This is a genomic window from Methanolobus profundi (genome assembly GCF_900114835.1).
Taxonomy (GTDB): Archaea; Halobacteriota; Methanosarcinia; order Methanosarcinales; family Methanosarcinaceae; genus Methanolobus; species Methanolobus profundi.
This window is the reverse complement of record NZ_FOUJ01000004.1, coordinates 1-21,057: the sequence shown is the minus strand read 5'-3', so window position 1 is coordinate 21,057 and position 21,057 is coordinate 1. Positions and strand designations below refer to the sequence as shown.

At 42.4% G+C, this 21,057-nt stretch carries 20 protein-coding genes, 2 tRNA genes and 1 other RNA gene; 9 read left to right on the top strand and 14 right to left on the bottom strand.

The window, feature by feature from the left end:
* Positions 1-130 precede the first annotated feature (130 nt).
* Together BM008_RS09510 and BM008_RS09505 are read left to right on the top strand one after the other, a co-directional pair.
* Positions 131-790, top strand: a complete 660-nt coding sequence (locus BM008_RS09510; protein WP_281246276.1) for an MBL fold metallo-hydrolase — start codon at positions 131-133, stop codon at positions 788-790.
* A 17-nt stretch (positions 791-807) separates the two neighbouring features.
* Positions 808-1,170: a ribonuclease P protein component 4 gene (locus BM008_RS09505; RefSeq protein ID WP_091936941.1), complete on the top strand. Its 363-nt coding sequence runs from the start codon at positions 808-810 to the stop codon at positions 1,168-1,170.
* Here the strand turns inward: BM008_RS09505 and BM008_RS09500 are convergent.
* The 3 genes from BM008_RS09500 to ffs form a co-directional block, all read right to left on the bottom strand.
* On the bottom strand, positions 1,135-1,371 hold the full coding sequence (locus BM008_RS09500; protein ID WP_091936402.1) for a hypothetical protein: 237 nt from the start codon (positions 1,369-1,371) through the stop codon (positions 1,135-1,137). The two genes, BM008_RS09505 and BM008_RS09500, sit on opposite strands and share 36 nt — an antisense overlap.
* A 98-nt stretch (positions 1,372-1,469) precedes the next feature.
* Positions 1,470-1,554, bottom strand: a tRNA-Ser gene (locus tag BM008_RS09495).
* 56 nt (positions 1,555-1,610) lie between these two features.
* An RNA gene (gene ffs / locus BM008_RS09490) (signal recognition particle sRNA) lies at positions 1,611-1,925 on the bottom strand.
* A 135-nt stretch (positions 1,926-2,060) separates the two neighbouring features.
* Here ffs and BM008_RS09485 point away from each other — a divergent pair.
* Positions 2,061-2,300 carry a MarR family transcriptional regulator gene (locus tag BM008_RS09485; RefSeq protein ID WP_091936400.1) on the top strand — a complete coding sequence of 80 codons (240 nt, stop codon included), beginning with the start codon at positions 2,061-2,063 and terminating at the stop codon, positions 2,298-2,300.
* Between the two features lie 28 nt (positions 2,301-2,328).
* Here the strand turns inward: BM008_RS09485 and BM008_RS09480 are convergent, their stop codons facing one another.
* Both BM008_RS09480 and BM008_RS09475 read right to left on the bottom strand, forming a co-directional pair.
* On the bottom strand, positions 2,329-3,705 hold the full coding sequence (locus BM008_RS09480; RefSeq protein ID WP_091936398.1) for an ATPase domain-containing protein: 1,377 nt from the start codon (positions 3,703-3,705) through the stop codon (positions 2,329-2,331).
* A 255-nt stretch (positions 3,706-3,960) separates the two neighbouring features.
* The gene (locus BM008_RS09475; protein WP_091936396.1) at positions 3,961-4,740 is read right to left on the bottom strand and encodes an ATPase domain-containing protein; all 780 of its coding nucleotides are present in this window, start codon (positions 4,738-4,740) and stop codon (positions 3,961-3,963) included.
* A 519-nt stretch (positions 4,741-5,259) separates the two neighbouring features.
* Here BM008_RS09475 and BM008_RS09470 point away from each other — a divergent pair.
* The 4 genes from BM008_RS09470 to BM008_RS09455 all read left to right on the top strand — a co-directional run bounded on the left by BM008_RS09470 (position 5,260) and on the right by BM008_RS09455 (position 10,125).
* Positions 5,260-6,456, top strand: a complete 1,197-nt coding sequence (locus BM008_RS09470; protein WP_091936939.1) for an S-layer protein domain-containing protein — start codon at positions 5,260-5,262, stop codon at positions 6,454-6,456.
* Positions 6,457-6,575: 119 nt separating this feature from the next.
* Complete coding sequence (locus tag BM008_RS09465; protein ID WP_143072333.1) at positions 6,576-7,133, top strand: hypothetical protein; 558 nt, start codon at positions 6,576-6,578, stop codon at positions 7,131-7,133.
* Between the two features lie 99 nt (positions 7,134-7,232).
* A tRNA-Met gene (locus tag BM008_RS09460) sits at positions 7,233-7,343 on the top strand.
* A 61-nt stretch (positions 7,344-7,404) separates the two neighbouring features.
* Complete coding sequence (locus BM008_RS09455; protein ID WP_091936392.1) at positions 7,405-10,125, top strand: DNA-directed DNA polymerase; 2,721 nt, start codon at positions 7,405-7,407, stop codon at positions 10,123-10,125.
* A gap of 29 nt (positions 10,126-10,154) precedes the next feature.
* On the opposite strand, the gene phoU (BM008_RS09450) is transcribed toward BM008_RS09455, so the two are convergent.
* The 6 genes from phoU (BM008_RS09450) to BM008_RS09425 form a co-directional block, all read right to left on the bottom strand.
* Entirely contained in the window at positions 10,155-10,805 is a 651-nt protein-coding gene (phoU, locus tag BM008_RS09450) for a phosphate signaling complex protein PhoU (RefSeq protein ID WP_091936390.1), read from the bottom strand.
* A 413-nt stretch (positions 10,806-11,218) separates the two neighbouring features.
* Entirely contained in the window at positions 11,219-11,869 is a 651-nt protein-coding gene (gene phoU / locus BM008_RS09445; protein ID WP_091936388.1) for a phosphate signaling complex protein PhoU, read from the bottom strand.
* Between the two features lie 6 nt (positions 11,870-11,875).
* Positions 11,876-12,646 (bottom strand): phosphate ABC transporter ATP-binding protein PstB, encoded by a 771-nt coding sequence (gene pstB, locus BM008_RS09440; protein ID WP_091936386.1) that lies wholly within the window; start codon positions 12,644-12,646, stop codon positions 11,876-11,878.
* A 41-nt stretch (positions 12,647-12,687) separates the two neighbouring features.
* Positions 12,688-13,545: a phosphate ABC transporter permease PstA gene (pstA, locus tag BM008_RS09435; RefSeq protein ID WP_091936384.1), complete on the bottom strand. Its 858-nt coding sequence runs from the start codon at positions 13,543-13,545 to the stop codon at positions 12,688-12,690.
* 5 nt (positions 13,546-13,550) lie between these two features.
* The gene (pstC, locus tag BM008_RS09430) at positions 13,551-14,438 is read right to left on the bottom strand and encodes a phosphate ABC transporter permease subunit PstC (protein WP_091936382.1); all 888 of its coding nucleotides are present in this window, start codon (positions 14,436-14,438) and stop codon (positions 13,551-13,553) included.
* 25 nt (positions 14,439-14,463) lie between these two features.
* Positions 14,464-15,363, bottom strand: a complete 900-nt coding sequence (locus BM008_RS09425) for a PstS family phosphate ABC transporter substrate-binding protein (protein WP_091936380.1) — start codon at positions 15,361-15,363, stop codon at positions 14,464-14,466.
* A gap of 219 nt (positions 15,364-15,582) precedes the next feature.
* Here BM008_RS09425 and BM008_RS09420 point away from each other — a divergent pair, with 219 nt between their 5' ends.
* Both BM008_RS09420 and BM008_RS09415 read left to right on the top strand, forming a co-directional pair.
* Complete coding sequence (locus BM008_RS09420) at positions 15,583-16,953, top strand: dihydroorotase (protein ID WP_091936378.1); 1,371 nt, start codon at positions 15,583-15,585, stop codon at positions 16,951-16,953.
* A gap of 83 nt (positions 16,954-17,036) precedes the next feature.
* Positions 17,037-17,942 (top strand): RAD55 family ATPase, encoded by a 906-nt coding sequence (locus tag BM008_RS09415; RefSeq protein ID WP_091936376.1) that lies wholly within the window; start codon positions 17,037-17,039, stop codon positions 17,940-17,942.
* Here BM008_RS09415 and BM008_RS09410 read toward each other — a convergent pair.
* From BM008_RS09410 to BM008_RS09400, 3 genes are all read right to left on the bottom strand, one after another.
* Positions 17,925-18,620, bottom strand: coding sequence for a DUF1614 domain-containing protein (locus tag BM008_RS09410; RefSeq protein ID WP_091936374.1), 696 nt, complete (start codon positions 18,618-18,620; stop codon positions 17,925-17,927). The two genes, BM008_RS09415 and BM008_RS09410, sit on opposite strands and share 18 nt — an antisense overlap.
* Positions 18,621-18,702: 82 nt before the next feature.
* Positions 18,703-19,239: a KH domain-containing protein gene (locus BM008_RS09405; RefSeq protein WP_091936372.1), complete on the bottom strand. Its 537-nt coding sequence runs from the start codon at positions 19,237-19,239 to the stop codon at positions 18,703-18,705.
* Positions 19,240-19,254: 15 nt separating this feature from the next.
* Positions 19,255-20,067, bottom strand: a complete 813-nt coding sequence (locus BM008_RS09400; RefSeq protein WP_091936371.1) for a serine protein kinase RIO — start codon at positions 20,065-20,067, stop codon at positions 19,255-19,257.
* Positions 20,068-21,057: the final 990 nt, after the last annotated feature.

Here is a 21,057-nt window from a genome sequence, read left to right as displayed (position 1 = left end):
CTGAGCAGTTATTTCCTCATGTATCTGTTACTTTATTTGTCTGGATGTTCAATGCACATTATTTATGCTATCATCAATTAGATATGGGTCTAGTCTCATTTGTGTATTCATTGAACAGGGATGTGATATCTTGGACAGCACAACGATTGATGGTGTTTTTATAAAAAAGATTGGCAATGCAGGATTTATGATAAAAGCGGATGATATGGTGGTCTATATTGATCCTTCCGGAATAGAGGGTAATGTCTCTGAAGATGATATGGCAGACCTTCTTCTTATCACTCATGAGAGGTTCGGTCACTGTGATCCCGATTCAATTCGTAAGGTCAGAAAGTCTGACTGTACGACCCTTATTCCTGAACAAATGGGTCTGCAGTTCAGGGGAGATGCACGAAGAGTGATGGAAGATGATTCCCTCACAGGTGAACTAAGCATCAAGGGCGTTGACATAGAAGTGGTTGCAGCATATGACTCCTGCAATGACAAGCTTTCATCTGGTCCTGGTGTAGGATATGTGTTTGTACTGGGTGGTCTTACCTTCTACCATGCCGGCCATACATGTGCTGTTCCTGAACTAGGGGGCAGTTCAATTGATGTTGCACTTCTTCCAGTAGGTGGAAATGGTACAATGGATGCTATGGTTGCAGCGGATGCAGTATCTTTAATGTCTCCTCAGATAGTTGTTCCAATAGGATATTCTCAGGACGATGGGCCTGTTGTTCCGGTAGATCAATTTAAAACACTGGTAAATGATAAGTCTCCTGGTACGAGAATTCTGTCACTCATATAATAGTGGATGTAATGATCATGGCAAAATCCAGAAAGAAGAACAAGGCAGTGGCCAGAAACATTGCCATGGAACGTATAGAGTATCTCTTTACTCTTGCAAAAGAAGAGTTTCCTGCCTCTCCTAATAGAAGTAAAAGATATGTCTCTCTTGCAAGGAAGATAGGGATGAGGCATCGAGTGAGCATACCTGCTGATCTTAAAAGGAATTTCTGCAGGAATTGTGGTTCGTTGCTGGTTCCAGGCAGTAATTCACGGACCCGTCTCAAGAATGGTTATATTCTTATGACCTGTCTTGAATGCGGGAGTATCAAAAGGTATCCTTTTACTGCATCAAACGAAGATCTATCATCCGCTGATCCATGCCATGATCCTTGTGATTAGGTAGGCGACAGTGAACATTATTACTCCCATGGCCGTGTAAAGGAATATGTTCCTGAACACCACATCTTTTTCGGAGCCTGCCTTTATCCCAAAACCGCCGCAACATCCTCCGCTACCACAGGAAGTGCATGCGCTCTGGTTACCTTGAGGTTCAGTTTCCTCTTTGTTCAATAAAGGGATAATTGTTTTTTCTGACATCATTGTTCTATTTGCCCCTTATCATTATTAGGTTCTTTGTCGAAGGATGCATTAGTAATATGGTGGTCACTGGAATTTGTTACTTTATTTGAAAAAGAGTACGACGAGAGGGGGATTCGAACCCCCGAGGCGCAAAGCACCACAGGATTAGCAATCCTGCGCCATACCGGGCTTGGCTATCTCGTCACAGTCGTGTTCATCCCTAAACGCAATTCAGGTATTTAACGTTTTCCTGATTTAAGTGACAGGCACGCCCAGAGTCGTTATCTTTCACACTTCCAGGTGGTCTGCAGTCTCTTCTCCACCCCGCAGCCCTCCAAGCGACGATTGTCTATGGTAGGCCTGCTCCCTTCCGGGCCTCGGCTGGTTCCCACAGTTAAGGTATAAGAACAAGTTCTCCAACAAGCACTTATATCAACGTCATCCAAGCAGGACGGGGCTTCTTAGTTGAAATTACAGGTTTGAAAGTGATCCAAACATCTTCTCCAGGCTTCGTCCCCCGCATATCGGCGATTTCGGGTTACAGGTAACGCCGGCCTACCCGGACTAGCCTGCCACCCTTACATATGCATTACTGGTTATAAAAGTATCCTTTGTACAGATGCCCGCGGTCCATGTTTATCTTTCCGATATGCTATGGACATGTAAAAGTAATATATATCATGCGACCCAATTATCTATTGAGGCAGATTATGGAAGAATTGATCGGATTTGTGACTGGCAATAAGAACCGCCAGAAATTGCTTGCACTTTTGGGCTCCAAACATCAACTGGATGCTGTGAAACTGGCAAAGAACATGCATATAGCCCAGCCTTCTGTGAAGAGGATAGTCGACGAGCTAATTGAAAAAGAGTTAGTTGAACAGGAATGCGATATCTATAAACTGACCGATCTGGGTGAGTCTTTAGAACGCAGAGTTCAGAGCATCTGAACTCCTCTTATATTTCTTTTTTGACAATTTATATCAAAGTGTCTGTTCTGAGTTTTATCCCACTTTCAGCGATAGCATACTCTTTTACAGAGCGTTTATGCTTTGTACCCCTTGACTTGGTAACACACATATATCTGCGGTCCCTTGCTTTGGAATTATGTAATATGAGCACAGAGTCCATTATGGCTGCAACATCTATTTTTTCGTTCCCGGGGCATTCTGATGCAGGTATGTCTGTTGTGAACAGGGATGTTATGTTCCTGCTTTTCAGATAACTTGTGATCGAGTACAGGTATCCTCTTAGCTCCAGTTCATCAGGTATCGATAATTGCAAGTGGTTCGTTCCATCGAAGAAAAGCCTTTGGATCATCTTTTTCTCAACAAGTTCTTTGATACGGGACACATGTTCTGCCGGGTATGTCTCGCTTGGATTGCTACATATGAAGTAGAGCGATCCATCATCAATATATGATTGGAGGTCCCATCCCATCCTTTTTGCATCAAGTATCATCTGATGCGGTGTATCCTCAAAGGTGACAACGACTGCTGGCTCTTTGTTCTCCAATCCCTGAAGTATGAATTGTAATCCAAATGTTTTCTTCCCTGTGCCAGGTACTCCTGCTACCAGAAGGCTGTTGTATTTGAAGAGTCCTCCTTCGAACATACTATCCAGGCCAGGTATTCCTGTTTCCACTCTTGTATCATCCAGCTCGATGTTCTCTTCTGGTCTCAGGTGTGGGTATACTGTGAATCCTGTAGAATTTATGTCGTAGAGGTACTTGCGAGATGTGATCTCTGACCGCTTTCCAGGGTCGATCCCTCTCATTTTAATGAATTCCATGCGGTGGTCTGCCCTTGAGTTCCTATCCTCTCTGGTGAGGTATACGATCCCATCTGACAGGTGGCTAATAACTGAATTGTGTATCTCTGGTTTCAATAACTCTCCTACAAGGAATGAGAGCATGTTCCTTTCCTGTAGCATTGAATCAAGTGTGTAGAAGAACCTTCTTTTTTCCTGTTCGATAAATCCGAATCCAAGCGGTGTGACCGGGTCTATAACTAATCTGTCAGGTTTTACAGATTCTATTATGTTCCCTATTTCAATGAGGGTCGTTAAAGGGTCCTTTTCTGCAAGTTGTCTGTTAATTGGATGGACCTCAAAAGAATCGTCGAAGAAATCGAGTGTGGAATTGTACATGCTGAGCTTTTCAGGATTCTCTGTCGTGATGGGTATATAAAGTGCCTTTTCCCCGTTCTTAGATGCACTTGAAAGCATCTGAAGTGACATGATGGTCTTTCCTACTCCTGCTGATCCTGCTATCAGTATGGTTGATGGTGACATCATACCTCCGAGTATGGTGTCAAGTCCTTTAATGCCACATGAGATATTTTTAAGCTGGTCCATTCTATCTTCTTTTGTAATTTTACTTCGATATGTCGGATAATATTCTATTCGTTAATTTAATATACATTTTTATATAATTAACTGTTGGTGATATCAATGAACTACAGATGTCCTATATGTGATGGAAAAATGAATCGTTGGAGATATCCGGCTATAAAGAGGCAGGATCAGTATGGCCGGGCACTTGTAGTGCACAAGTGCGTTGAATGTGGCCATGAGGAAATGTTCCCTGATCTTTGATTTCTGCGGTATCTTTTAGAACATGGAGTATACTTCTTCGTGTGGATGGATTACAAATCCGCCTGGAGTTATGTCGTATGGGTGGATCTTCTTACTGTGGTCCGATCCTCTCATCTTGTATATCTCCATACTTCTCATCCTGACATTCTCGTGTCTCTTGTAGTATAATACTATAGTACCATCAGTAACGAAGTTCTCCACTCCGAATCTGGATGGTTTGGTCTCGTCTATCAGTTCACATGTCATCATTGATGTCAGGCCTATGACTTCAAGCGTTGTGCTGAGCTTCAGAAGCTCTATCCTTATCTTTGCAGGATCTTGTAAGTAGAAACTGACAGATGTTGTTGAATCGATAAGTGCACGTTTTGCATTGATCTCTTCCTGGGTGGCTATTATCTGGTCCATCATTGATCTGATGTCGAATGGACGTACGTCTACGTATTTCTCCTGTGATGGAATACCTATCTTAGTAGAACATGCATCTATTATCACAAGCTTGTTCTCATCTTCGAGTTCCTGCAGGTCCCATCCGAACTTGAGCACATTCTCTCTTATCTGCTCCGGTCTTTCCTCAGTGGCGACAATTATGCCATTTTCTCCATATTTGGTAATCCCATTATAGATGAATTGTATTGAAAAGTTGGTTTTTCCAGCACCCGATGTGCCCGATATGAGGTATGTCCTGTCACGGATCAGTCCTCCGCCGCATAGCTCATCAAACCCCGGTATGCCCGTTTTAACACGATTTGCTTCATCGTCCATTGATATTTCTTCAGAAACTGCACCATCAAACATCTTATTATTCACTCCTTGTGACCATTAGTAATTACCTGATAAAGCGGATCGAAAAATTTATGCGCCCTGTTAGACTTTTATTTTATGTCCATTTTATGTTATCATATATATAAATATGTTGAATTATTCCTGTTGCAATGGCCTAATTTGTCATTTTGAGCTGTTTTTTGGATATGGATCAGTATATTATACACATCGACAATCTATAAACATTACTTCTGTTTTCGCCTGTTTTTTCTTTTTGACCGACGAACAAGTTCGACATTTACCGTCAATTGCATCGATGTTTGCCATTGCAATGCGATAATTGTTTGATATTGGACCACAAAAGCTTTAATACGGCAATTGGTTAATAGAACACTTGTAATCCAATATGACGGGATTAGGAGGGTGATGAAGTCTCCTTCGGCAATGGACGAATCTCAATGATTGTCTTTGTCAGAAGATGATAGGGCGTTAATTCGCTTTATTCTTTGATTCTCACTCTTACTTACTTAAGAATAAATTCGGAGGAAAATAATGAAAAGATTTACAACTATCGCATTAGTTGCTCTTCTTGCTCTTGCAGCATTAGTAGTGCCTGCAACAGCTATTGAGGAGTCAATCGAAGTGCGCAGTACTATTATCAACGGTACTGATTTTGCTGATGTTCTCTCCAGTGGAGACATCGAATTCAATACCACTAACTTTGCAGGTTTCTGGTATGACATAGACGAAGACCTTTCAAGCGAGACCCTTACAATCGTGAACAACTCTGCTATTGTTAGTGGAGAGGCAATCGGTGAAGATGGTCTTGTATACAACGCAACAATCGTACAGAATGAGTACGAAGGTGACTTTGCTGGTGAGACAGATGTAACCGGCGATGACAACATGACATACCCACTCATTGGTCTCTTTGCAGACAAGTATGTGCCAACTGCAGATGATGATGCAGGCGAGCTTGTAAAGCTCCTTCTCGACACCGATGACAAGTACACACTCAGAACTGGCTCCGCACTCGAGCTTGTAGGCGGCTATGAACTTACCGCAAAGCAGATCGATGTCGAGGGTGACAAGGTCTGGATGGAACTCTCCAAGGACGGAGAATTCGTAGAGGACGAAGTCATTGATGTAACAGATGGCGAAGCAACCTGGGACTATGATGTCGATGTTGGTGACCAGTCTGATGTAATCGTCTTCAGAGTACTCATCACCGATGTATTCCAGGGTCAGGTAGACAGCCTTGCTGTTGTCGAAGGTCTCTGGCTCATTGACTACGAGAACATTCTTGAGATTGAATCATCAGATGAGTTTGGTGAACTTGAAGTCGATTCAGTTTCCAACACCATCACAATGTACAACTCAGGTACAATTTCCCTGACATCCGACAAGGAAATCGAACTTGCAGAAGACTTTATGCTCAAGACCGCAGACAACACCTCTGTACTCAGATACTACCCATTCATCGAGAGAACAATCGGTGAAGAGATGGCAGTCGATGATACAGATGCAGGCGACTCTGACGAAGAGATGCCAGCTGATGATGTTGTAGAAGGTAACGAGTCTGAAGCAGTAGACATGCCTGAAGATGACATGGCTGAAGATGATATGCCTGCTGAAGAAGAGGACGAAGAGCCTGCTGACGAAACAGCTGAAGAAGAATCCCCTGGATTTGAAGCAGTATTCGCAGTAGCTGGTCTCCTTGCAGTAGCATACCTCGTTAGAAGAGACTAAATTTTAAAATAAAGAAGGGTTGATCCCTTCTTACTTATCTTTTTTTAATATTGATGTTTTATCAAAGAGGTGTAACCATGATAAAAAAGATATTTTTGGTTTTACTAATAAGCATTCTAATGTTATCTATCTCCGGTTGCACGGATGAAGTAATTGAAGAAACTCCTGCTGACGCGGATGTTGATGATGTTGGAAACACTACTGATGTAATCGCTACAATTCCTGCTGATGCAGGCACTTCTGATCTTGTACCATCTGAAGACCTTCCAGCAAGTTATGAATTCCTTGGGGTTCGTGAACTCTCTGCTGAATATGTAGGCGAAGAATACGTTTCTATCTCTGGTGTGATTGGGGCTTCAGAAGGTCTTTATATGTATCAGGATTCCACAGATGTATATATTGATGTCATCGAGATGGAGGACACGACATCTGCAGAAGCGTTCATTTCTGAATACCGATCAGGGTTTAGTTCTCTGTCTGTAGGTGAAAGTAGATTTACTGATGTTTCACTCAATGGTCATTCTGCTGTAAGGATACTCCAATACATTACTATGGAGACCAGCAATGTAAAAAGATACACTTACGTATGGAACAATGGTGAGTATGTCTTTATCGTTGGTGGAGCAACAGATGATTATGCTGTTCTTAGTGGACTGGCTGAAGCAACCGGGTACTGATCCCGGCAAACTTTTTTTTGATACTCCTCTAAATGTGTGTACCGTTCCTTTTTCAATCGATACTCTTTAATATAACTTTGTCCTTTTAGGTGCTGCACTGCCCGGATAGCCTAGTTGGTTGGGGCGCCAGACTCATAGGGAATAAAATTCCGTGCGTCCAAAATCTCCTGAGATATCTGGAGGTCGCGTGTTCGAGTCACGCTCCGGGCATTCTTTTCCTTATTTTATTATCAACGCAAAGCATATATGCTGCAAACCTGTAAGATATGTCATGAACTTTCAGATACTGGACGCTGATTACATAGGCACCCATGATGGGCCTGTCGTTCGTCTTTTCGGCAGAGCTGAAGGCGGCGAGAGCGTCTGTTGTTTTGTACCTGGATTTGAGCCTTATTTCTATCTCAATGCTGAAGGGGAACTCGACAAACTTTCCACTATGCTCAGGGAGCGATTTGATGTTATCAAAAAGGTGGATATAGTTCCTAAGTTCGAGCCGGTTGGTTATCAGGTATCTAAGAAGCCAATGTTGAAGGTCACGACCATGGAACCACGTAATGTTCCTGAGATCCGTGATGATGTTCTGACACTTCCTGGTGTGAAGGAAGTATACGAAACAGACATACTTTTCAGAAATCGCTTTTTGATCGATAAAGACCTTCATGGGATGGGATGGGTGACTGCTACTCCATCTTCGAACGAACCTGTGTCTGAAGGGCGGATATATTGCGATTCTGTATTTACTGCTGATTCTCTGGAAGAGATTGAGAAATTGTCCATCGCTCCTTTGAAGTATCTGGCATTTGATATTGAATGTCTTCCTATCGGTGGCTCTATGCCTGTGCCTGAAACCTCTCCTGTTATCATGGTGAGTATGTCCTTCAGTCCTGCATATAATGGTCACGAGACCGTAGTCCTCGTAGCAAAAAAGGTTGAAGGTATCGGTGAGGATGTAGAATGTTTCGATTCAGAGGCTCAGATGTTAAGCCGATTTTTTGAGATATTCCAGGAATATGATGCAGATGTCATATCAGGATACAACATAAATGATTTTGATGTTCCATATATTGCTGACAGGGTGAACATACTTACTGATTCCGGGGAAAATGTCAGGTCATCTGTGGGGCGTGACGGAAGATTATTGAGTTACCGTAAGATCGGTAACCGAACCATGGTATCAATTCCTGGAAGGGTCGTTGTAGATGCTCTGCCTCTTATCCGAAGTCAGTATAGTCTTAAACGTTATACTTTGAGAAATGTGGCAAAAGAGCTCCTTGATAGTGAGAAGCTTGATGTTGCACCTTCTGAGATGGAGGAATACTGGAATGACTCGGGCGAGAGGATACTTAAGTTCATAGATTATGCCCGAAGGGACTCTGAGCTTGCAATGGAACTTATCCTGAAACTCAGGCTTCTGGACAAACATATAGCAATATCCCAGGTGAGCGGTTCGATCCTGCAGGAAGTGGTCGATGGTGGCCAGACCTCTATGGTGGATAATCTTCTTCTCAGGGAGTATGGCAGGGCGGACAGGGTTATCCCTCCAAAGCCTAACGATGAACTTGTAGCAATGAGGAATCGCAGTAGTGAAGGACTCAAAGGTGGTGAGGTCCTTGAGCCAAAGCGTGGTCTCCTTGAGGATGTTGTAATTCTCGATTATAAATCACTTTATCCAACTATTATGATGGCGCATAATCTCTGTTATACCACTGTAGTGGAGCAGGACCGCCCGGATGGTGATACGATAAAGCCTCCCTCTGGAGGAGAGTTCGTATCTGCTGGTGTGTCCAAGGGTATAATGCCGTCTATTCTTGAGAGTTTGTTGCAGCGAAGAACTGAGACAAAGCGGAAGATGAAAGCCACATCTGATGAGACTGAGCATCGTGTTCTTGATGCAACTCAGCTAGCTCTTAAGATATTGCTCAATAGTTTTTACGGATATTCCGGTTACACAAGGGCCAGGTTATACAGTCTTGCCCTTGCAAATGCTGTAACAAGTTTTGGAAGGAATAATATCCTCGATACTCGTGCTCTCATAAATGGCAGCATCAGCAAGGTGATCCTGAGGGATGATTCTGCATATTTTACAGAAGAATTATCTTCGATCGATCCAAATGATGAAGTTGTATCTTTGTCTGTGGTCTATGGTGATACTGACAGTGTATTCGTCCAGTGTGCTTCTAAAAAAGATGTTTCTCTTGATGGTCTGGGACTTGTAGGTAGCAAGATCGCTGCTACTGTATCGGACTCGCTTCCTGACCCGATGGAACTTGAGTTCGAATCTATTGCAAGGCGTGCACTTTTCATTGCTAAGAAACGTTATGCTATATGGGTCTTTGAGCGCTCCGGTGATGGATGGGAAGATGGCATTAAGGTAAAGGGAATGGAAACTGTCCGAAGGGACTGGTGTGGTCTCACTTCAAAGACCCTTAACAGGGTTCTGGAGCTGGTCCTTAAGGAGGGTAATGTAGAGTCTGCCGTTCAGCATGTACGTAGTGTAGTGGATGGTGTAAGGAATATTGATGTAAGGACTGATTCTGCCATTATTGAAGACCTGACGATGACCCGTATGTTCTCCAAGAAAGCTACCAGTTATAAGAACAAACAACCTCATCTGACCGTAGCAGAAAAGATCGAAGAAAGGACAGGTACTCCTCCTCCTGTAGGGGAGCGTATTCCATTCGTGATCGTGGCTGGAAAGGACCTGTTCGTAAATCGTGCTGAGGATCCTGAATATGTCAGGGAGAACAATATTCCTATCGATGTGGACTATTACATCAAAAAACAACTGTTGCCGCCTGTAGAGCGTATTCTGGGCGTTTTTGGTGTGGATATGGCCAACCTTGACTATGACTCAAAGCAGAAAGGATTGTTCGACTTCTCAGACAAACCGCAAACAAACGCTGTTGAATTCAAGAAAAAAGAAGTGGATGTTCAGCCACAACAGCAAACATCGACCGATAAGAAGTCCCAGAGTTCCTTATTTGATTTCTAAGTTCGATCGTGGCCAGTTGGATATCCTGATCAGTTGAGGTCCTCTCTCTGGCCTTCTACAATGTAGACTATGCTTTCACATATGTTGCATGCATGGTCTCCTATCCTCTCAATATAGCGCAATACGAACAAAAGATGTGATGCATTGATGATTATACTCTCATCAGCTCTCATCATGTCAATTAGCTCTTTTTCTATTGAATAGAAAGCCCTGTCGATCTTATCATCTTCTTTTGCAGTATCCTCTGCCATCTTTGCATCATTGTTTGCAAAAGCTATCATTGACTGCTCAAGCATATTCCTGGCATCCTCTGCCATTATTGGTATATCTACAAGGGGTTTGATATGCTCTCCTTCCATGTCTCTTGCGATCTCTGCGATGTTCACTGCAAGATCGCTCATCCTCTCAATATCAATTGCGATTTTAAGACAGGAGGTTACAAGTCTCATATCTTTTGCAGTAGGACTCTGAAGTGCTATTATCTGGGATATTGCCTTCTCGATCTTCATCTCGTAATCATCGATCTCCTGATCTCCATCGATGACGGTTCTTGCAAGTTCTTTGTCAAGTTCTTTAAGAGCTAGTATCGATCGGTCAATTGCCTCATATGCCAGTTTTCCCATGTGTGTAATATCATTTTTCAAAATATCAAGAGTTTCATGGTATCTTGTACGCGTCATTTTTTTCACCCAATCCTTTTATTGTCTTGTATAGCTCTCTTTGAGAGTTGCCAACTATTTACCCATTAACTATTTACCCATTATTAGTGAAATCTGCAAGCGCTTAATTCTTTCATTTTCGTATCTTTGCTTACAGGATATATTCATATTATTGTGATATTTCTGTCAACTGAATTTTAGTCGATGATTCATATATTAGATTTGCGTATGTATCTTCTTAGAACTGCATATTTATATATCCAATCCTATTAAATATGTCTGATAATTTTTCATCTAATTTTGATAGATGTCTCTGGATCATCAGCTATGTTGCTAAAAATAGTAGTGGAGGTAGTTTCCTCCTTTGACAAATATGGCCTGATGCCAACTATTCTTTTGTATCTATGATCAGGCTTTATATTGTTTGTTTCTGGTCAATTGAGTTTGACCCTTTGCCCTGATGCTATGTAAACAATACTTTCGCATATATTGCATGTATGATCTCCACATCTTTCAAGGTAACGAAGTACTAGCAGGAGGTGGGAAGCACTGGTTATGATGGACTTGTCCCCGATCATCTTTTCAATGAGCTGACTTTGTGTTTTGTAAAAGAGTCTATCGATCTCATCATCCTTTGTGGCAGTTTCATAGGCCATTTCCTTATCAAGTGTCTCAAAGGCTTTGATAGAACGTTGTAGCATCTTATCACATAGTTCGGCCATTTTTAAAATATTCTCCAATGCTTCTTGATCATTTTTTTCCATGCATTTTGCAACATTGGCGATATCGACGGCAAGATCGCTCATTCTTTCGAGATCAATTGCTATCTTGAAGCAGGATACTACAAGTCTCATATCTCCTGCAGTTGGATTTTGGCGTGATATCAGTTGTGTGGAACATTTCTCTATCTTTAGTTCATATTCGTCGATCAGCTCATCGCCCTGGAATATCTTCTCTGCAAGTTCTGCATCTTGTGTCCTCAGGACCTGCATTGAGTCAACAATTGCGTTGCGGGCTAATTCTCCCATTTCAATAACGAATCCTTTAAGAGTTTCCATGTTCTGTTGAAATTGATCTCGTGCCATTTGATCTCACCCGAATCTGCCAGTTATATAATCTTCCGTTTCCTTCTCCTGCGGATTTTCAAATATCTGGTTCGTCTTTCCGAATTCTATAAGATCACCCAGTAGGAAAAAAGCTGTATGGTCGGATATTCTGGCTGCCTGTTGCATATTATGTGTTACAATGACAATTGTGTAATCTTTTTTCAGTTCAAGGATCAGGTCTTCTATCTTGCTTGTCGATATGGGGTCAAGTGCACTGCATGGTTCATCAAATAGGATCACTTCAGGCTTTACTGCAAGTGTTCTTGCTATGCACAATCTTTGTTGCTGACCTCCACTAAGATCAAGGGCTGATACATCAAGTCTGTCTGAGACCTCTTTCCAGAGTGCTCCGGACTGCAGTGCATTCTCAACAATTTCTGGCATTTCCTTTTTACTCATGCCATGGATGCGGGGACCGTATGCAATATTATCGAATATCGACATAGGGAATGGGTTTGGCTTCTGGAATACCATTCCTACTCTCTTCCTAAGGTCTACTACATCTGTTTCTTTTGCATATATGTCCTCTCCACTGATGTTGACCTGACCTTCGATCCTGCAGTTTGGTATAAGGTCATTCATCCTGTTAAGGCATCTGAGGAATGTGGATTTTCCGCATCCTGATGGTCCTATAAATGCTGTCACACTGTTCTTTGGGATATCTATCGAGATATCGTGGAGGGCATGGTTGTCTCCATACCAGAGATTAAGGTCTTTGACCTCAATTTCAGTACCGTTCTCATAAGTTTCTGGCATATGTTATCCTCTGATCTCATGTAAAAATGGACGTGATCTTATTATCTTTTAAGCTTTTTCCGATAGTGTGATCTAACGCTTACTGCGACGATATTCACACACAGTACTATTATAAGCAGTATCAATGCTGTACCATATTGGATCGGTCTTGTCTGGGCAATACTGGTTCCTGAGGTTGCCAGGACATAGAGGTGATATGGGAGTGCCATAAATTGTGAATATATGGAGTCTGGGAGCCTTGGTAGGAAATATGCTGCTCCTGTGAGCAGGATCGGTGCGGTTTCACCGGCAACTCTTCCGATACTTAATATTGCTCCGGTTATCATTCCTGGTATCGCAGACGGAAGAACTACTTTCCTTATAGTTTCCCACTTTGTCACTCCAAGTGCCAGTGATGCTTCCCTGTACTCTTTAGGTACTGTGAGGAGTGCTTCCTGACTTGCCCTGATTATCACGGGTAGTATGAGTAGTGCAAGTGTTAATGATGCTGAAAGAATTGAGGCCCCAAAGCCCAGATATTTTACGAACATTGCAAGTCCGAACAGTCCGAACACGACCGACGGAGTACCTGCAAGGTTGTTGATCGCCATTTCTATTGCCCATGTTGTTTTTCCTGGCTTTGAGTATTCTGTGAGGTAGATCGCAGCCAGCATACCAAGTGGCATTGCAACAGCTATGGATCCAATGATGAGGTATAATGTTCCTACTATGGCCGGATAGATGCCTCCCTCTGTCATTCTGCTCCTTGGCATCTCAGTGATAAATTCAATACTGATGGCACTGTATCCGTTGGATACTATATAGTACAGAATTACCAGTACAAAGGCAACAACCATTCCCGTTGCGATCTTCAATAACCCAAAGGCTATTTTTTCATTGAGTTTTGCATTGGAGAACATGGTTATTACAGGTTGAACCTGTACCTCCTTTTTATGTAGTTGGCTATTATGTTGATTATAAATGTAGTAATGAAAAGTACAGAACCTATCGCAAACAGTGCGTGGAAGTGGTCACTTCCCTGTGGCACTTCGCCCATTTCAAGTGCAATTGTGGCTGTCATGGTCCTTACGGGTGCAAAAAGACCTGATGGGAATCCTGGTATCACGGCTGAGTTTCCTGTTACCATCATGACCGTCATTGTCTCACCGATCGCTCTTCCAACACCAAGCATAACTGCGGCTGATATTCCAGAGAGGGCTGCAGGGACTGTAACTTTGTATATTGTCTGCCACTTTGTGGAGCCAAGTGCCAGTGAACCTTCTTTTATGGACCTTGGTACTGAGCTGATGGCATCCTCTGATATGGATATTATTGTTGGGAGCGCCATTATTCCAAGCATTATGGATCCCGTAAGTGCCGTTTGGCCAGTTGGTATCTGTAGTGTTTTCTGGACGATAGGTACCAGTATGACGAGGCCAAAGAAACCATATACCACAGATGGGATCCCTGCTAGTATTTCTGTTACTGGTTTCAATATGTTGGATATTTTTGGGTCTGCAAGTTCAGATATGTATATCGCAGTTGCTATTCCCAGTGGTACGGAGAACAATATTGCTCCTACGGTCACTATCAATGATCCAAGAAGCAATGGTAAAAGCCCGAAGTGTTCTGGCTCTGATGTCGGATACCATTTAGTATCGGTCAGAAAACTACTGATCGGATAATTTTCAAATAATAGTAATCCGTCTTTGAATAAAAATATACAAAGGAGGAAAAGGGCTAATACAGCTGCTGCTCCTGCGGCAAAGAGCAGAGACTCGATACCCTTTTCCTTTAATTGTCTGTTCAACATCTATTCCTCAAGATACTGTGTATCCTTAGTTTACCGGGAAATATCCGACATCTGAGACGATATCCTGGCCTGTGGAACTCATTACGTAGTCAATGTATTCCTTTGCAAGCCCTGTTGGTTCACCATCCGTGTAGTAGTGAAGTGGTCTTGCAAGTGGGTAGGTTCCTGCTATGATATTCTCAGGTGTTGCTTCTACTGATCCCTCGCCTGCATCGAGTGCAAGTGCAGTTATGCTGTCATCAAGGTATGCGTAGCCGATGTATCCGATCGCTCCTGTGTTCTGTGCAACTTCCTGTACTATAGCACCAGTTGCTGGCTGTACAAGTGCGTCTGCACGGTATTCTTCGTCAAGGAGTACTTCTTCCTGGAAGTATCCGTATGTTCCTGAACTGCTGTCACGGGTGATCACTGTTATTGTCAGGTCTTCTCCGCCAACGTCTGCCCAGTTGCTTACACTACCATCATAGATGCTCTTGAGCTGGTCGAATGTCAGCTCTGTTACAGGGTTCTCTGGGTTTACTACAACTGCAATTCCATCCCATGCGATATCATACTCCACAGGGTCAATGCCATTAGCCTGTGCATTTTCGATCTCTGAGTCTTTGATCTGCCTTGAAGCCATTGCGATATCAACCTCTCCATCAATGAGTGCAGCAATTCCTACTCCTGAACCGCCACCGATGACGGTGATGCTTGCTTCAGGGTTTGCATACATGAACTCTTCAGATTCTGCCTGTGAGAGTGGAAGTACTGTGTCTGACCCTTTGATCATAATGGACTGTGATCCTGTGACTTCTTCTCCAGTATCGTCGCCAGTTGTGGTCTTTTCCTGGTCAACGCAACCAATTCCTATGAATGCGGCTGCAACTATCAATAGAACAACAGAACAGATCGATATGTTCTTTAATAACTTTCCTGATATCATTTTATGATTCACCATTGAGTTTTTAAATTCAATTTACTTGTCAGTGAACCATAACAAAATCGATACATAAGGGTTGTGTCCTTACAATATATATCAATATAATATCTACGACTCACTATAGTTTCTATATATTATCTACATACCTATATATACAGATTCTCTATGGATATTCTTGCTCTGTCATAAAACGCATATAGTCTTACTGGGATATAGGGAAATATGCCGGATATTCTTATCAAGAACACAAAAGTGTTCTACAATAATTATCTTCAGCCAGCTGAGGTCCTGATAGAGGATGGTAAGATAAAACAGATCTCCCGGGAGATCGATGTTCAAAGTTTGAATCAGATCATTGATGCAAAAGGGGCATTGACATTACCTGCAGGTATCGATGTACATGTTCATTTCAGAGATCCGGGTCTTACTGAGAAAGAGGACTGGTATACTGGTTCCTGTTCAGCTGCAGCAGGTGGTATAACTACTGTTATTGATCATCCGAACACCATTCCTCCAACTATCGATAAAAAGTCCTTTAAGGATAAAATGAAGATCGCGAATCGTAATTCGGTTGTTGACTTCGGACTTTATGGTGGTGTTACGGGCAATATAAGCAAGCTTCCTGAACTATGGGAACTTGGTGCCACTGCTTTTGGTGAGATCTTCATGGCAGAGTCTACAGGTGCTCTTAATATTGATGAGAAGTGTCTTGATGAGGCACTCGGAGTGTTAAAACAGTTAGGTGCATTGCCATGTATACATGCTGAAGATGATAAGATAAGGCTTGAATGTGAGGCTTACTTGAAAAATGACATGTCTCCTGAGTCTCATTCCAGGGCAAGGCCGAATCACTGTGAGGCATTTGCTGTTGAAAAGGCTATACAGTTGATAAAGAAGAATGCTACAAAGGCTCATTTCTGCCATATCAGTGCATTTGAATCAGTGGGACTTTTGCGTAAGGAAAGGTATCAGGATATCAAGGATGGTGTTCCTCCTATGATCACCAGTGAGGCTGCACCGCATCATCTGTTCCTTTCTACAAAGGACTGGGAACGATTGGGTTCTTATGGCCGGATGAATCCTCCTCTCCGGGATCGCCGGAGTGTCAAGATGCTTCTTAATGCGTTGAATGATGGTACTATAGATATGGTGGCTTCTGACCACGCTCCTCATACTGAAGCTGAGAAAGATGCAGATATCAAGAGTGCTCCATCTGGTGTACCTGGTGTTGAAACACTGATGCCTTTGATGCTTGTTGCTGTGAAGAGGAATCTGATTCCGTTAGGCCGTATGATCGATGTGACCAGTAAGAATCCTGCCAGGATATTCAAACTGGATCGCTTTTCAAAGGGTTCGTTCGCAGAAGGTTATGATGCTGATCTTATCGTGGTCGATCCGGGGCATGTTCAGGAAATAAAGGGCGACAATCTGCATAGTAAGGCAGGATGGACACCTTATGAGGGTATGGATGGTATCTTCCCTGAGTACACGATAGCGCGAGGAGAAGTGGTATGGGATGGCGAACTGATGGCTTCAAGAGGTCGTGGTAACTTCCTGCCTGGAAAAGGTCTCAGGTCCGAGGATGAGGAATGACATGTTCATAATATCCGGAATATGTCCATATTACCATAACATTTTAAATATATAATCACATATTATGTACACATGGTGGTGTGATGAAAACCAAATTCCCCATTCATACTACATTAAGTGCAGATGCGATAAAAGTTCTTGAGAGATATGAGAAGGAGCTTGGGGCTAAGAATATTGTCCTTGAAAAGGCCCTTCTTAATCTTGATTCTACACGCTTTAAGGCCAAACTTGATACCCAGAACATAGACCGTATCATCAAAAGAGTGTCCACGGGCATTCCTGGTATGGATGATTTTCTGGAAGGTGGCTTTCCTAAAGGATTTGCCATAATTGTGACCGGACCTCCGGGAACCGGTAAAACCACATTTTCCATGCAGTATCTGATGGAGGGTGTCAAGAATGGTGAAAGATGTATCTTCTTCTCTTTTGAGGAGAGGGCACAACAGCTTGTGCAGCACTTTGCAAGGTTTGGATGGGACGTAGGCAAATATATTGATGATGGATACCTTGAGATCTTCGGGATCTCTATGCTAACATCTGAAGAGATGATGGAAATAATAGATTCCCATAAACCTGAGCGGATAGTTTTCGATTCCCTTAATGTATTAACTGCTCCGGGGGACTTCCGTACTTCTGCATCATGGAGGGGTCTTCACAGGTTATTGAAGAAGAATATGACAACTGCTATTCTTGTGACAGAGAAATCTCATGGGATCGAGACAAAAGAGTATGATGATTTTGATTTCCTTGGGGATGGTGTCATCTTCCTTGATTTTATCCAGACAAATGATATCGATACGACTCCTATGCCTGTGATGGCAGTTCAGAAGATGAGGGCAACACGTGTCGATCATACGCCTCAGCCATTCCGTTTCACTAACAATGGTATAGCTAAATACAGGGCTCTCAATATTCCTTCAAAGGTCTTGCAGGACAGGATCGAAAAAAGAAGGGCAGAGAGACTTGGTATGTCAGACGACGAAATGTGATATCAGGGTGGCAACGATAGTTGTCACGTATATCGCTTTAAAACTTCCTGCACCGCCGATGCTTATGAAGGCGCTGCCGGTCCTTTCCTTATTAAAGGTTGCAACAGAGATTATGTTACCTGCAAGGATGCCTCCTACACCTGCAATGAACATTATTGTTGCTGCATTCTCAGGTTCAACTATGAGTGCAAAAGGGAGTGCTATGATCCCGATATACTCATGGATCACTGTACCTATTCCTCCCATCATCTCTGATAGCATGGTAACTGCTACAACAACGATCAGCATTATCTCAAGGGCAGTGTTGTTGGGTTGTGTCAATAACAGGTATATGACTGCGAGAGATGGTATGATGGCTCCGCCAAAGTTGATTGTGAGTGTTGTGTTGAACACCCTTTGCTTCCCAATGGGTAGTTCCTTTACGATGGGTACTGAGTATATGTCCTCAAGGATAGGTGCATACTTGAAAAGCTGTTCCGGTTTTTTGGACCGTATCTTTGCAAAAGGTATCTCTATAATGGAGCCTGCAAGCATAGCAAAAAGAATAATGGCCAGTGGTATGGGGCCTATTGTCCCGAGGGCAAGTTGTCCTTTGTAGCAAAGCGCTGCTGTGGGGAGCAGGATCAACACAAAGGCTGCATACATCCTGATCTCGGAACTGTTGGTATATCCTCTCATCTATCCACCGTAATGAGATAGGGTCTCAGAGTATTAATATTTTTGGCGAAATATACAATGAGTCCCTTAAGTCTTTCTTGTATCAATAGTAGTCGAGTTGTGACTGGAGCAGATCCTGTCTCTTCTTTTCCAGATAACTGTAGACACTTCCGTGGTTCGCTCCTTCTATGAGCATCTCTATGGCTGTCCTTGCTATCTGGTTCTGTTCTGGAGTTCCAATTACACTTACTGTCTTTCCGTAGACTGACATCTTTATTCCTATCAGTCTTTCGGTTATCTCTCTGGTCTTTCCGCCTTTCCCGATGATCCTGCCTTTGAGGCGTAGTAGTTCTTTCTGTGTGCCAGTGTGTTTTGAGATGTCTATTACCTCGAGCATGAGCATATCATCATCGAACATTGCGAATGTTTTGTCCGGGTTGAATCCTCTTGCTATGCCGTTGATAACGTCCTCTGCCTTCATGGCACCTACCGGGTCATCTCCTGGGATGATCTCTACGATGCCTTCTTCACTGTCAATATCCAGTGTTGATGTTGATTTTTCTTCGATTATCTGCTTGACGCGGCCCTTTGGTCCGATTATTGCGCCAATTCTGTCTTTTGGAACTTTGATATGTGTCATTTGATCTACCTATAATTATGAATCTTTTATTTCCGTTTTTTCTTCTTTATCCCGGATCGCCGAGTAAATTTCATGTGGGTCTTCGTTGATGCCGTATTTTTTGAAATACCGAACAATGTTCTCGATATCCCTTATCATGAAATCTCTTGAACGAGGATGTTCCTTTGTTACTGACTGTCCCATGTCTATGATGATAGGCTCTTTGGTGTCAGGTATTATGAGTATGTTGTATTCACTAAGGTCTCCATGTACAAGGTTCGCCTCGTTGTACAACAGATCAAGGTAATTGATTATTGTGTCATATACGGGTCTTGCAGTTTCTTTGTCAAGCCGTATGTCCTTTAGTTGTGGGTATGGTCTTTCATCCTCTCCCATGAATTCCATTACGAGAATATTACGTTCGGCAACTATGGGCTCAGGTACCCGGATGCCTGCCTCTTTTGCACGTATTAGGTTGCGCTGTTCTTTTTTTGTCCATGCAAAAATGATGTCTCGTTTTGAATGTCTCACATTCCTGAAACGAGGATCTCCCAGGATGTAGTCTTCCATTGAATTGAAAGTGCTTGAAGATATTCTGTATATCTTGATAGCAATGTCTTTTTCTTCTTCTCCTTCTGCCAGGAATACATTTGCTTCTTTTCCTGTACTGATAGATCCTCCGATGGCCTGAACTATTCCTTTATTAGATAAGGTGTACAACGTTTTAAGGGTAGGTTCGTCGAAGACATTCTCTTTGACCTTGAGAGTATCGGTATCTTTCCGTCTCATTCTAGATCTGTCGACCTCGGTATCGATACGCTTTACTTTATTTGTTACTTCTTTTTTCATAGTTGTTTTACCTTTTCAGGTACCCTTCTCATTTGGGCTATTTCACTTGCGAATAGGTATATTTCCATATGATCTTTGATCGTTCATTCTGGAAATTTAGGGAATAGCGATAATGATGTTTCCCTCTGGTAGCCATGTTCTATTATATGAGTAATTTCCCCATTCTATTTTTAAGTCCATCGATCTCAGTTTTGTGTGGTCTGGATCATGCATGGTTCTTGTTGTTACTTCATTGTTCTCTATATGAGTAACTCGGACCATTGCAACCTAAGTATGAGCATAATGGTCATCTGCAGCTTTTACTGTGGATGTACTCTTTTCCTTCTTTTATATGGGGGTTGAGTATTGCTATGTCACTTATATTGTTAAAGCTTGCGTACCTCTCTTTTATTGGTATATGAGGTGCCTTTATTTATATAATCTAAAATAATTAAATACGTTATGTTTATGTACTATGCTTGGTATGTATGAAATCCCTCTGAGGTATTTTGGAGGGCTTTCAACTGCTTTCTATCAGAAAGTTCTTGAAAGATGGCATTGCCGAAAAATCCATATAGGATTAAAACCTAAAAGTAAAATCCGAGTGGAATATAGGGGTGTCAGATATTCTCCAAAGGTTCATCCTTTACCTTCGAATCTCTTGATCCGGAAGGTATATATACGATGGCAGCCTTTGAAGGAGTCCGCGCAAATCGCGCGAAAACACTTACAATCACCGCCTTTAACAAGTGGAGACAGAAGCTTTTTCTGTCTGACGTTGGATTTGGCAGTTCGGTTAATTCTGACCGGTAGTGTATAACTACAAACAATTAAGGAATTAACCAAACTATGTGCAAATAGGAAATATTCTCTCAATGAGAGTTCTTTCCGACTGATTCCTAAATGACTTCCAAAATAACATATTCTTTGTGTGTGATCAACAATTCTGGTTGATCCTGCCAGAGGTCACTGCTATCAGTATTCGACTAAGCCATGCGAGTCAAATGTTCT

Bases quoted from the DNA above. Each gene is read 5' to 3' on its own strand.
- BM008_RS09400 (WP_091936371.1), bottom strand. From the start codon at position 20,067: ATGAAAAAAGAAGTAACAAATAAAGTAAAGCGTATCGATACCGAGGTC.
- BM008_RS09405 (WP_091936372.1), bottom strand. From the start codon at position 19,239: ATGACACATATCAAAGTTCCAAAAGACAGAATTGGCGCAATAATCGGA.
- BM008_RS09425 (WP_091936380.1), bottom strand. From the start codon at position 15,363: ATGATATCAGGAAAGTTATTAAAGAACATATCGATCTGTTCTGTTGTT.
- BM008_RS09465 (WP_143072333.1), top strand. From the start codon at position 6,576: ATGTTATCTATCTCCGGTTGCACGGATGAAGTAATTGAAGAAACTCCT.
- BM008_RS09470 (WP_091936939.1), top strand. From the start codon at position 5,260: ATGAAAAGATTTACAACTATCGCATTAGTTGCTCTTCTTGCTCTTGCA.
- pstA (WP_091936384.1), bottom strand. From the start codon at position 13,545: ATGTTCTCCAATGCAAAACTCAATGAAAAAATAGCCTTTGGGTTATTG.
- BM008_RS09455 (WP_091936392.1), top strand. From the start codon at position 7,405: ATGAACTTTCAGATACTGGACGCTGATTACATAGGCACCCATGATGGG.
- BM008_RS09420 (WP_091936378.1), top strand. From the start codon at position 15,583: ATGCCGGATATTCTTATCAAGAACACAAAAGTGTTCTACAATAATTAT.
- BM008_RS09475 (WP_091936396.1), bottom strand. From the start codon at position 4,740: ATGTTTGATGGTGCAGTTTCTGAAGAAATATCAATGGACGATGAAGCA.
- BM008_RS09480 (WP_091936398.1), bottom strand. From the start codon at position 3,705: ATGGACCAGCTTAAAAATATCTCATGTGGCATTAAAGGACTTGACACC.
- BM008_RS09415 (WP_091936376.1), top strand. From the start codon at position 17,037: ATGAAAACCAAATTCCCCATTCATACTACATTAAGTGCAGATGCGATA.
- BM008_RS09505 (WP_091936941.1), top strand. From the start codon at position 808: ATGGCAAAATCCAGAAAGAAGAACAAGGCAGTGGCCAGAAACATTGCC.
- BM008_RS09410 (WP_091936374.1), bottom strand. From the start codon at position 18,620: ATGAGAGGATATACCAACAGTTCCGAGATCAGGATGTATGCAGCCTTT.
- pstC (WP_091936382.1), bottom strand. From the start codon at position 14,438: ATGTTGAACAGACAATTAAAGGAAAAGGGTATCGAGTCTCTGCTCTTT.
- phoU (WP_091936388.1), bottom strand. From the start codon at position 11,869: ATGGCACGAGATCAATTTCAACAGAACATGGAAACTCTTAAAGGATTC.
- phoU (WP_091936390.1), bottom strand. From the start codon at position 10,805: ATGACGCGTACAAGATACCATGAAACTCTTGATATTTTGAAAAATGAT.
- pstB (WP_091936386.1), bottom strand. From the start codon at position 12,646: ATGCCAGAAACTTATGAGAACGGTACTGAAATTGAGGTCAAAGACCTT.
- BM008_RS09500 (WP_091936402.1), bottom strand. From the start codon at position 1,371: ATGATGTCAGAAAAAACAATTATCCCTTTATTGAACAAAGAGGAAACT.
- BM008_RS09485 (WP_091936400.1), top strand. From the start codon at position 2,061: ATGGAAGAATTGATCGGATTTGTGACTGGCAATAAGAACCGCCAGAAA.